This is a genomic window from Myxococcus sp. AM011 (assembly GCF_013372595.1).
In the GTDB taxonomy this organism is placed as follows: Bacteria; Myxococcota; Myxococcia; order Myxococcales; family Myxococcaceae; genus Myxococcus; species Myxococcus eversor.
The window spans coordinates 1-3,271 of sequence record NZ_JABXEM010000485.1 but is presented as its reverse complement, the minus strand read 5'-3'; the positions used below and the strand labels follow the sequence as shown (position 1 = coordinate 3,271).

The window sequence follows — 3,271 nt, the reverse complement described above, 5'->3', positions numbered from 1 at the left end:
TCGCCCCCCGCTCCCGTGAAGCAGCGTTCTCCCTCCCTGGCCCGTATGTCCAAGGTGGCACTGGCTTGTACGGGGCTCGCCTGCGCCAGCTCGCCGTCTGTGGTGAAACACCAGCCAGCACCGCCCGCCGAGGACTGCCCGCCCGGAGCGCTGGAGACCATGGCGCAACTCAACATGGTGCTGGGTCGTCAGGTGGCTGCCTCCATCGGGGAGAGGGACAATACGGGGCTCGAGGAAGCTGACATCACCCTCCGCGAGTCTCGAATCTCGACCCATCTGGACCAGACGTTCGGATTGCTCCGCCCAGGAGCGCAACTCATCACGAACATCTACATCACCCCCACCCGGGTCTATGGCCGAATCGTCGAGGCGAGATTCAAGGGCAAGAGCTACCCGGTATGCCTCTCATATATGGACCCAGACGTTAGGCTGGTGTATGGCCTTCCCACCAAGGCAGGCAGCGACGATGACCGTGGCGTCGTGACGAACAAGTTCCCCGTGCGTGCCGTTATTCGCTTCCAGGAGACCGGTGACGAGGAGGAGTAGCACGCGCCGTCCACGCCCTCTCCTGCCGCTCGTGGTGTGCCTCGTCGCCATGAGCACGTGCAGCGGGCGCGCAATGGCCCAGCCTCACACGTCATCGCCGTCCTCGGAGGTTCGTCGCATCGAACTGGGGACGCGCCCCGCTCGCTCACCTTCAGAGATTTTTGTTCGTCCCGGAGGCACCACCGTGCTCCTGTTCGACAGAGCTCTCGCACCAGACGCCGTGACGTTGGAGGGGCGGGAGCGCTTTCACCGTGTGGTCCTGGCCGCGGACACCCTCGTGCTGCTGCCCTCGGACAAACTCAAGGATGGCACGCGGCTTCGCCTGACCCTGCGCTACGAGGACGGCTCCGCTCCCAGAGAAGCGAGCTTTCTCCTGGTCGTGGCCCCGGGGCAATTCGATGCCCAGGTGGAGGTCGTGAGCGTTTCCCCGAGCGTACGCGACGAGCGGACCGAGACCGCGCAGCTCGAGGGCGAGCTTCTGAGGCTGCGCGAGGAGAACGCAAGGCTTCGAGCTGAGCAGGGTCCAACGGGCCTGACAGGGCTCTTCGCCACGGGGCTCCTGGACGAGCAGGGTCTTCTCGGCGTCAAACTCGGCCAGTACCACCCGAGGCCACAGTCCATTCTGTCGCGTGGCACCCGGGCTCATGTATTCAGGAGCACCTCCCGCGTCGCGGTGGCACTGCTCCTGGCATCAGCGGGCGGCCATCCGCCATGGACCGCGAGCCAGGCCACGCTCACGGACGCCATGGGTCGCCGCTCCCGTGAACTGCGGGTCTGGCAAGCGAGGCCCCTGACGGATGACGACACCGATGTGTTGCTCATCCTGGAGACAGAGGCCGGTCCACTCGAACTCCACGAGGCCTACACACTCGAACTGCGCGACGGGAAAGACTCACGGGCCATCATCATCGGCCCCGTGCGCTTTCCTCGGATGTGAACGGGTCACGCCATCCGATTCTCGAGGAACAACTCCAACGTGCGCTTTAGACTTCCTCGAACTTCGCGCCCGTGACTTTCTCACGCTCCATGGCCGCCTTGATGTCCTCAGTGACGATGAGGGCAACTGTCCATCCCCAGGTCCGGAAGACCTTGGCATCCCCCACGTTCTTGCGGTCAATCCGCATCCCCGCCACGCTTCGGTACTGGCCGAGCTTATCCGGTCGAGCGTCCTCTGGCTTCCAAACCAGAATCTCTCTCGATGCCTTGTCGTCGATGCACCGGAGAACCTTCGTGGCCACGAGTATTTGATACTCGTCCGGGCAGCCTTTGATATCCACCGGTAGCAGTTGCACGTCGTCGGGCGCCAGCTCAGCGAAGAGAGTGGCCACCTTGATGTGAACAACAGGAGTCAGGGCAGCACCCGCCATGCTGTAGTCCAACCGCCTTCCAGGCACGTCGATGGGAATCGACAGGCGGCCTGAGACCTGACTGGGTCGTCCCGACGTAAACTCCCTGAGGTTCTCCATTTCGCGGCCCTGGCCATCAAGCGGTTCATCCAGGGACCATTTCCCCCGCTGCATGTCGGGTTCGAGCGAGAAGTATCGAGGTTGTTTGGGCATGGTGGACGCATTCTCTCCGAGGACTTCTCCATATGCCTCGCCCGACGAACTGAGTTGCTCGAAGGTCGTGGACTGGTCCACCTGGCGCACCAGGGTCAACCACCCGTCCAGCAGGCGCCACACCGTGTCCACGCCCAGGTAGGCGATGGCAAGCGCTGTCATGGTCGCGGCGACGCCCTTGGAAAGCGGCGAAGTAACGCACCGTTACAGAGACCCACCACCGAGGGCCCCTCGGAAGTTTCCGAGGACGTAGCGGCCTGGGCCTTGCCAGTGCCCGCCTCCGGACGCGAAGGCGAGCACCAGCAATGGAACGAACGACAGCCGAGACCCTGCTGGAAAACGCTCGCGCGAGTCAGGGTGTCCACGAGGGCCGGTCAGACCGGGAGTCCCTCGGCCGCGAGCGCCTTGCGCACCGCCGGACGCGCGGAGACGCGCTCCATGAACGCCATCAGATTCGGGAAGCCGGACAGGTCCACCTTCACGTAGTTCGCCCAGCGGGTGACGGTGTAGAGGTAGGCGTCCGCGACGCTGAAGGTGTCACCGAAGAGATAGGCGCGTGTGGCCAGGCGCTCCTCGAGGAGCTTGTAGCGCTTGAACAGGTACTCCGTGCGCTCCTCGCGCGTCGCGTCCGGCGTCGTCGGCCGGAAGAGCGGAGCGTACGTCTTGTGCAGCTCGGAGTTGATGTAGCCGAGCATCTCCAGCACGCGGTAGCGCTCGCGGCTGCCCGCCGCGGGCATCAGCCCCGCCTCGGGCCGCAGGTCCGACAGGTACTGCACCAGCGCGGGACCCTCGGTGAGGACCTCGCCCGGCTCCAGCTCCAGCGCGGGCACATAGCCCTTCGGGTTGATCTTCCAGAAGTCGCCGCCCGATTTGAGGACCTTCGTCTGGGTGTCGACCTGTTCGAGCTGGAGCTCGAGCCCCGCCTCGTGCGCGACGATGTGGGGAGACAGCGAACAGGCGCCCGGGGAGAAATAGAGCTTCATCGGATTCCTCGTGGTGGATGGGAACGACGGCCCATCACTAACGGGCCCAGGTTACTTTTGGATAGCAGCGCGAGTAAGGTAAGCGCACTTTCCACTCACCTCGTGGTAACTCCACTCACCTCGCGGTAACCACCCATGTCCCTGAAGCTGAGGAAGAGCAAGGCCCCACCCCCGCCCCCGGGC

Annotated in this window: 3 protein-coding genes and 1 pseudogene; 2 read left to right on the top strand and 2 right to left on the bottom strand. The window is 64.4% G+C overall.

What is annotated here, in order from left to right:
* A pseudogene (locus HUW62_RS46485) lies at nt 1–546 on the top strand (hypothetical protein); the annotation flags it as partial.
* 49 nt (nt 547–595) lie between these two features.
* A complete protein-coding gene (locus HUW62_RS46480; protein ID WP_255204028.1) occupies nt 596–1,483 on the top strand; it encodes a DUF2381 family protein in 888 nt (295 codons plus the stop codon).
* A 46-nt stretch (nt 1,484–1,529) separates the two neighbouring features.
* Here the strand turns inward: HUW62_RS46480 and HUW62_RS46475 are convergent, their stop codons facing one another.
* Both HUW62_RS46475 and gstA read right to left on the bottom strand, forming a co-directional pair.
* Nucleotides 1,530–2,105, bottom strand: a complete 576-nt coding sequence (locus tag HUW62_RS46475; RefSeq protein WP_163866252.1) for a DUF1629 domain-containing protein — start codon at nt 2,103–2,105, stop codon at nt 1,530–1,532.
* A gap of 374 nt (nt 2,106–2,479) precedes the next feature.
* Nucleotides 2,480–3,088 carry a glutathione transferase GstA gene (gstA, locus tag HUW62_RS46465; protein ID WP_163866190.1) on the bottom strand — a complete coding sequence of 203 codons (609 nt, stop codon included), beginning with the start codon at nt 3,086–3,088 and terminating at the stop codon, nt 2,480–2,482.
* Nucleotides 3,089–3,271: the final 183 nt, after the last annotated feature.

Coding starts and splice junctions, on each gene's coding strand:
- HUW62_RS46480 (WP_255204028.1), top strand. CDS start 596: ATGAGCACGTGCAGCGGGCGCGCAATGGCCCAGCCTCACACGTCATCG.
- HUW62_RS46475 (WP_163866252.1), bottom strand. CDS start 2,105: ATGCCCAAACAACCTCGATACTTCTCGCTCGAACCCGACATGCAGCGG.
- gstA (WP_163866190.1), bottom strand. CDS start 3,088: ATGAAGCTCTATTTCTCCCCGGGCGCCTGTTCGCTGTCTCCCCACATC.